Annotated in this window: 3 protein-coding genes; 1 reads left to right on the forward strand and 2 read right to left on the reverse strand. The window is 45.1% G+C overall.

Annotated features, from left to right (window positions below):
• The first annotated feature begins 44 nt into the window (after positions 1-44).
• Complete coding sequence (locus L4C33_RS19535; protein ID WP_428814069.1) at positions 45-1,607, forward strand: methyl-accepting chemotaxis protein; 1,563 nt, start codon at positions 45-47, stop codon at positions 1,605-1,607.
• 129 nt (positions 1,608-1,736) lie between these two features.
• Here the strand turns inward: L4C33_RS19535 and tkt are convergent, their stop codons facing one another.
• Together tkt and tal are read right to left on the reverse strand one after the other, a co-directional pair.
• On the reverse strand, positions 1,737-3,728 hold the full coding sequence (tkt, locus tag L4C33_RS19540) for a transketolase (protein WP_428814070.1): 1,992 nt from the start codon (positions 3,726-3,728) through the stop codon (positions 1,737-1,739).
• An 89-nt stretch (positions 3,729-3,817) separates the two neighbouring features.
• A complete protein-coding gene (gene tal / locus L4C33_RS19545; RefSeq protein ID WP_428814071.1) occupies positions 3,818-4,768 on the reverse strand; it encodes a transaldolase in 951 nt (316 codons plus the stop codon).
• Positions 4,769-5,105 lie beyond the last annotated feature (337 nt).

Consider the following 5,105-nt stretch of genomic DNA (forward strand, 5'->3'; position numbering starts at 1 on the left):
GTATATATTCTTCGCTTAAAATAATAACTACAAAAGTTAATATAATGAACGTCAGCTCACCCGCTCAAACACGTGAAACTCTTTTAAGCGATAACGAACAGCTTGTATCGACGACAGACCTTAAAGGTGTGATTACTTATAGTAATGACGCTTTTTGTCGTATCGCTGAATACACTCCTCAAGAACTGCTTGGACAACACCATAATATTGTTCGTCATCGCGATATGCCTAAAGCAGCATTTGCTGATATGTGGGTAAATTTGAAGCAAGGTAAAGCATGGCGCGGCATTGTAAAAAATAAGACGAAGTCCGGCGGTTACTACTGGGTTGATGCGTATGTGACGCCAATTTACGATAACGGTACGGTGAGTGGCTATCAGTCTGTTCGGGTTAAACCAAAAAGTGAATGGGTACAAATTGCTGACAAGGCTTACCAGAGCTTATTGAAAGCAGAAAAGTCGGGAAGAAAATGGTCGCTTCAAATTAGCGATAGCGTTCGCTATGCGGTGTTACTCGGTTCACTCTCCGCTCCTGTGCTCTCTAACTTCTTAGAAGTAGGGCAAGCATCACAATGGCTACTTAGTCTGCTACCTATTTCCGCACTTGCTTTGCTATTCCGACAAGAATTAATTGATACTCCTTTGCAACTCAAGAAGCTGCAGTCAAAGTTCGATAGTGTTAGCCGACTCATATATTCGGGTAACAGTAAGTTTTCTGTTGCTGACTTCCACCTAAAGTTGTTGTCCGCACGAATTCGAACGGTACTAGGTCGTATGACTGATTCGGCAAAGCCTTTACAAGATTTAGCCGATAACCTCAATGCAACCTCTTATCAGGTTACCGCAGCCTTAGATCAACAAACAAAAGACATACTACAAGTGCGTGAAGCGACTGAAGAAGTTGAAATTACCGCTAACGAAGTGTCGTCACGTACTGAAGAAGCGCACCAGATTGTGGACGTTACTCTACAGACTTGTGCTGCTGCTAAGGAAAGTATTCATCAAACGCATCAGAACCTTGAAAGTTTGGCATCACAAGCTGAAAAAGCGACTCACACCACTTATCAATTGAGCAGCCAGGCTCAGAATGTTAGCCAAGTGATGGAAGAAATTGGTGGGATAGCTGAACAAACTAATTTGTTGGCGTTGAATGCAGCGATTGAAGCGGCGAGAGCTGGTGAACAAGGCCGAGGTTTCGCTGTGGTGGCTGACGAAGTAAGAGCATTATCGGGCAGAACGTCGAACGCTACAGTACAGATCAAAGAAAGCATCGATACTATGCTGGTTACTATTGAAGGCTGGCAACAGGATATTCTTGCTAATCGCGAACAAACTGACGCTTGTAGTGATGTGGCAAAAGTCAGTGCTGAACGATTATCTGAGGTTGAAACCCTAATGCAATCGATGAATGAATTGATGCAGTCGGTAGAGAACTCGGCACATAAACAGCGTCAGCTATCGAGTGACGTAAACCTTCATATGCAGTCTATCGCTTCCACTGCAGAGCAAAACTTAGTGGCAACACATTCTGTTAAAGATCACTCTACAGACCTGAAAGATCAAGTGAATGAGTTTTATCTGTTGGCGAAGCGTTTCGAAGAGAAATAACGGCTAAAGAAAGCATCTATTTTTTCAAATAGGTGCTGTGGGTATGGTGCAACCTTAATTAACATTGCCTAGAAAACAAAAAGCCCTGCTCATTGAGCAGGGCTTTTTAATAGAAGTCGATTCAGCTGATTAAGCTAGAAGCTCTTTTGCTGTGTTTACTACGTTTTCAGTAGTGAAACCGAACATCTTGAATAGCTCGCCTGCTGGTGCAGATTCGCCAAATGTTGTCATACCGATGATCTTGCCACCGAAACCAACATACTTGTACCAGAAGTCAGCGATGCCAGCTTCTACAGCGATACGTGCAGTCACGTCAGATGGAAGTACAGACTCACGGTACTGCGCGTCTTGCTTATCGAACGCGTCAGTTGCAGGCATAGATACTACGCGTACTTTCTTACCTTCAGCCGTTAGTTCAGCAGCAGCGCTAACCGCTAGCTCAACTTCAGAACCAGTCGCGATAAGGATAAGCTCTGGCTTGCCTTCACAATCTTTCAGGATGTAACCACCCTTAGCGATGTTTGCTACTTGCTCAGCATCACGATCTTGCTGTGCAAGGTTTTGACGAGAGAAGATAAGTGCAGAAGGGCCATCTTTACGTTCGATTGCTAGTTTCCAAGCAACAGCTGACTCAACTTGGTCACATGGACGCCATGTGCTCATGTTTGGAGTTAAACGTAGAGAAGCGATTTGCTCAACTGGTTGGTGAGTTGGACCATCTTCACCAAGACCGATAGAGTCGTGCGTGTAAACCTGGATGTTCTGAGTTTTCATCAGAGCAGCCATACGCATAGCGTTACGAGCGTATTCCATGAACATTAGGAATGTTGCGCCGTATGGTACGAAACCACCGTGCAGAGCGATACCGTTCATGATAGCCGTCATACCGAATTCACGTACACCGTAGTGGATGTARTTACCAGAGAAGTCGTTTGCTTCAAGTGACTTAGAACCAGACCACATAGTCAGGTTAGAAGGCGCAAGGTCAGCAGAGCCGCCCATGAATTCTGGTAGCATAGCACCGAATGCTTCTAAAGCATTTTGAGATGCTTTACGTGATGCGATGTTTGCTGGGTTAGCTTGAAGGTTTGCAATGATTGCGTTTGCTTTCTCTTCCCACTCAGCCGGTAGGTCACCGTTTACGCGGCGTTTGAACTCAGCTGCCAGCTCAGGGTGTGCTGCTTCATAAGCTGCAAGTTTCTCGTTCCACGCTGCTTCCTTAGCTGCGCCTGCTTCTTTCGCATCCCACTCTGAGTAAACTTCCGACGGAATTTCAAAAGGACCGTGCTCCCAACCTAATTCTTTACGTGTTGCTGCAATTTCTTCAGCGCCTAGTGGTGCACCGTGACAGTCGTGCGTACCTGCTTTGTTTGGAGAACCAAAGCCAATCACTGTTTTAGTACAGATTAGAGTAGGGCGAGGATCTGCTTTAGCCGCTTCAATAGCTGCGTTGATAGCGTCAGCATCGTGACCATCAACTGCTGGGATTACGTGCCAGCCGTAAGCTTCGAAACGCTTAGGTGTATCGTCAGAGAACCAACCGTCAACTTCACCATCGATAGAGATGCCGTTGTCATCCCAGAAAGCAACCAGCTTACCAAGACCTAGCGTACCCGCTAGAGAACATGCTTCGTGAGAAATACCTTCCATCAGACAGCCATCACCCATGAATGCATAAGTGTAGTGGTCTACGATGTCGTGGCCTTCTTTGTTGAACTGTGCCGCTAGCGCTTTTTCAGCCATAGCCATACCAACAGCGTTAGTGATGCCTTGACCTAGTGGACCAGTCGTTGTTTCGATACCTGGTGCGTAGCCGTACTCTGGGTGACCAGGAGTCTTAGAGTGCAGTTGACGGAAGTTCTTAAGATCTTCAATTGAAAGCTCGTAACCTGCTAGGTGAAGCAGAGAGTAAATCAGCATTGAGCCGTGGCCGTTAGACAGGATAAAACGGTCGCGGTCAGCCCACTCTGGGTTAGCTGGGTTGTGGTTTAGGTGAGAGCGCCAAAGAACTTCAGCGATGTCAGCCATACCCATAGGTGCGCCTGGGTGACCAGAGTTTGCTTGTTGTACGCCGTCCATGCTTAGAGCACGAATAGCGTTAGCTAGATGTTTGCGATTCATAATTGCTTCCAAAGAGATTCGAAATTAATAATTCGTTAGTAGATATAAGAGAGGAACGAAATTCGTTCCTCTTTTTTATTCGTTAGTGACTACAGCTTAGCTGCGATCATGTCTTCTAGTTTACCTTGGTCAACTGCGAAGTTGCGGATGCCTTCAGCTAGCTTCTCAACAGCCATTGGGTCTTGGTTGTGATCCCATAGGAACTCAGCGTGAGTCATCGCCGCTGGGCGCTCTTTAGTACCGTTAGAGTCAATTAGCTTCTCTACTACTTCGCCTTCAGCTGCTTCTAGGTCAGCTAGAAGTTGAGGAGCGATAGTTAGACGGTCACAACCTGCAAGTTCAAGGATCTCGCCGATGTTACGGAAGCTTGCGCCCATAACAACAGTTTTGTAGCCGTGCTCTTTGTAGTAGTTGTAGATGTTTGCAACAGAGATAACACCTGGATCTTCTTGAGCTTCGAAATCACGACCTTCTTTCGCTTTGTACCAGTCCATGATGCGACCAACGAAAGGAGAGATAAGGAATACGCCAGCTTCAGCACAAGCTCGAGCTTGAGCGAAAGAGAAAAGAAGCGTTAGGTTACAGTTGATGCCTTCTTTCTCTAGGATTTCAGCAGCGCGGATACCTTCCCAAGTTGAAGCCAGTTTGATAAGGATGCGATCGTTAGTGATGCCAGCGTCGTTATACATTTTGATAAGTTGACGAGCTTTAGCAACGCTGCCTTCCATGTCGTAAGAAAGACGAGCATCAACTTCAGTTGAGATACGGCCTGGAACTACTTTAAGGATTTCTTTACCGATGTTTACATTAAGCATGTCACAAGTGTCTTGAACTTGTTGTGCTTTGTCACCGCTTTGAGCTTTAGCGTATTCGATAGAAGCATCAATTAGAGGTGCGTACTCAGCAATTTGAGCAGCCTTAAGAATTAGAGATGGGTTAGTTGTCGCATCTTCAGGAGTGTACTTTGCGATAGCTTCGATATCACCAGTGTCAGCTACAACAGTAGTCAGTTTACGAAGTTGCTCTAATTTATTGCTCATTGTTGATCATCCTATGTCTTGGGCAGCGCTTCATTGAGAATGAAGCGTGGGCATTTTCAAGCTAACTAACACACTTCTTTAGTTGTTCATTCACTAGAAGTCAGCGCATTAGTTTAAATTTTCAATTGAACGAACATTTGTATCGAACATATGCTCGTTCAATGAGTAAATGATGTAGCCATATTTATCCGATCTAGCCATAAAGTCAATTGCGAATGGTCCGTTATAGTGACTTTAGTCAAATATATTTATCATCAATAACCATAAGGGCTCCAAGCAAACGATTAGCGCTATTTGTTTTGTCCTCTTGGTATCGAATATTAGATTATAAAATAGG

Origin of the sequence: Vibrio makurazakiensis (assembly GCF_050337375.1) — a bacterium.
Lineage (GTDB): Bacteria > Pseudomonadota > Gammaproteobacteria > Enterobacterales > Vibrionaceae > Vibrio > Vibrio makurazakiensis.

What these genes read in the sequence shown, in the direction of transcription:
- L4C33_RS19535 (WP_428814069.1), top strand. Translation starts at nt 45, where the DNA reads ATGAACGTCAGCTCACCCGCTCAAACACGTGAAACTCTTTTAAGCGAT.
- tal (WP_428814071.1), bottom strand. Translation starts at nt 4,768, where the DNA reads ATGAGCAATAAATTAGAGCAACTTCGTAAACTGACTACTGTTGTAGCT.